This window comes from Microbacterium sp. BF1 (assembly GCF_019279095.1).
GTDB classification, from domain to species: domain Bacteria; phylum Actinomycetota; class Actinomycetes; order Actinomycetales; family Microbacteriaceae; genus Microbacterium; species Microbacterium maritypicum.
Map to the genome: position 1 here is coordinate 1 of NZ_JAGYWT010000388.1, position 2375 is coordinate 2375.

The 2375-nt window shown below is 68.3% G+C and carries 3 protein-coding genes; all 3 read left to right on the plus strand.

The window, feature by feature from the left end; all coding sequences use genetic code 11:
• The coding region (locus KZA10_RS12560) for an NAD-dependent succinate-semialdehyde dehydrogenase (protein WP_218683038.1) at positions 1–1218 on the plus strand (1218 nt) is incomplete at its 5' end.
• A 111-nt stretch (positions 1219–1329) separates the two neighbouring features.
• Positions 1330–1767, plus strand: a complete 438-nt coding sequence (locus tag KZA10_RS12565; protein ID WP_055866816.1) for a pyridoxamine 5'-phosphate oxidase family protein — start codon at positions 1330–1332, stop codon at positions 1765–1767.
• 61 nt (positions 1768–1828) lie between these two features.
• On the plus strand, positions 1829–2375 hold a 547-nt coding region (locus KZA10_RS12570; RefSeq protein WP_256934808.1), incomplete at its 3' end, for a thiamine pyrophosphate-binding protein.

Sequence of the window (2375 nt, forward strand, 5' to 3'; positions counted from 1 at the left end):
GCGGCTCTCGTCCGTCGTGCCGCAGAGCTGCACCGCGAGCGCCGTGAAGAGCTCGCCGACATCTTCGTGCGCGAGATGGGCAAGCCCCGCGAGGCCGCCCTCGGCGAGGTCGACTTCGCGGCCGACATCGCCGAGTACTACGCCGACCAGGCGGAGTCGATCATGGCCGACCAGCCGATCGCGATCCTGGGGGAGGGCTCGGCCATCATCCGCCGTTCCTCGCTCGGCCCGCTCGTGGGCATCATGCCCTGGAACTTCCCCGCGTATCAGATCGTGCGCTTCGCGGCTCCCAACCTGATCGTGGGCAACACGATCCTGCTCAAGCCCGCCCCGCAGTGCCCGGAGTCGTCGAGCGCGATCGAGAAGATCTATCAGGACGCCGGCTTCCCGAAGGGCGCGTATCAGAACGTGCTCGCCACGAACGAGCAGATCGCGACGATGATCGCCGACCCGCGCGTGCAGGGCGTCTCGCTGACCGGTTCGGAGCGCGCCGGCGCGGCGGTCGCCGAGATCGCCGGCCGCAACCTCAAGAAGGTCGCGCTGGAGCTGGGCGGCTCCGACCCGTTCATCGTGCTCTCCACCGACGACCTCGACGCGACCGTGCAGGCCGGCGTCGACGCCCGTCTCGACAACAACGGGCAGGCGTGCAACGGGGCCAAGCGCTTCATCATCGTCGACGAGCTCTACGACGCCTTCGTCGAGAAGTTCACGGCCGCGATGGCGGCGGTCACGGCGACCGACCCCATGCTCGATGACACGGTCCTCGGGCCGGTCGCGTCCGAGACGGCCGCGGTCAACCTGCAGAAGCAGATCGATCAGGCTGTCGAGCAGGGCGCCACGCTGCTCACCGGTGGCACCCGCGACGGCGCGTTCTTCGCTCCGACCGTGCTGGCCGATGTGACGCCCGAGATGAACGTGTACAGCGAGGAGCTCTTCGGTCCCGCGGCTGTCGTCTACCGCGTGGCGGATGAGGATGCGGCGGTCGAACTCGCGAACGACACCACCTTCGGTCTCGGCTCCTACGTCTTCACCACGGATGCCGAGCAGGCCGCGCGCGTCGCCGACAAGATCGAGGCGGGCATGGTCTACGTCAACCTCGTGCTGGCCGACAGCCCGGAGCTGCCGTTCGGTGGTGTGAAGCGCAGTGGAACCGCCCGTGAGCTGGGTCACCTGGCCGCCGACGAGTTCGTGAACAAGAAGCTCATCCGCATCGGCTGAGCGTACGACGAAAGGCCCCTCGCACAGCGCGAGGGGCCTTTCGCGTGCCCGCCTCGTATCGCGTGACGGATGCCCTGTCGGTGAGGACACCGAGTGGGAGACAATGGCGACATGAGCGCGCACACCGACCCCATCGAGATGCTGACCTCCGACCGGAGCTGGGAGCTGCTCGGCACGCAGGAACTGGGAAGACTCGTCACCCATGTGGGCGAGACGATCGACATCTTCCCCGTGAACTACGTGGTCGACGGCGAAGGCATCCTGTTCCGCACAGCGCCCGGCAGCAAACTGTTCGAGCTGACGGTGAACACCGATGTGCTGTTCGAGGTCGACGACCACACCGACACCGATGCCTGGAGCGTGATCATCCGCGGGTACGCCACAGCTCTGGAGTCGGATGCCGACGTGCAGCGGGCGGAGACCGCGGGGCTTCGTCCGTGGATCCCCACCGTCAAGCGGGTGTACGTGCGCATCGCCCCCACGTCGGTCTCGGGACGGGCGTTCCGTCGCAGTGCCGAGCCGGAGCTCGACGGTCCCCAGGAGTACTGACCGACCCTGCGCGGCGGGTCCGGACTAGCCTCGCCCCCGGACCCGGGCGTAGGGTCGAAGCATGGCAAACGTCGCTGAGAACATCGTCAAGACTCTGCACGCCAACGGGATCGACCGGGTCTACGGCATCCCGGGCGACTCGCTGAACGGCTTCACGGACGCGCTGCGCAAGGACGGCACGATCCGATGGGTGCATGTGCGGCATGAGGAGTCCGCGGCCTTCGCCGCCGCAGCCGATGCCGCCACGACCGGGGAGCTCGCCGTCGTCGCCGGATCCTGCGGGCCCGGCAACCTGCACCTGATCAACGGCCTGTACGACGCCAACCGCTCGCGCGTTCCCGTGCTCGCGATCGCCGCGCACATCCCCACCACCGAGATCGGCACCGGGTACTTCCAGGAGACGCATCCGCAGGAGCTCTTCCGCGAGTGCAGCGTCTACGTCGAGTACGTCGCCGACCCGAAGCAGATGCCGCGACTGATGGAGATCGCGATGCGCGCCGCGATCGAGGAGCGCGGCGTCGCCGTGCTGGTGATCCCCGGTGATGTCGCCCTCGCCGACATCGCCGACGACCGGGCCGTCGTGATCGAGCGCGCTCGCCCGGTGGTCG

Excerpts from the sequence above, each read along its gene's own strand:
- KZA10_RS12565 (WP_055866816.1), top strand. The coding sequence starts at position 1,330 with ATGAGCGCGCACACCGACCCCATCGAGATGCTGACCTCCGACCGGAGC.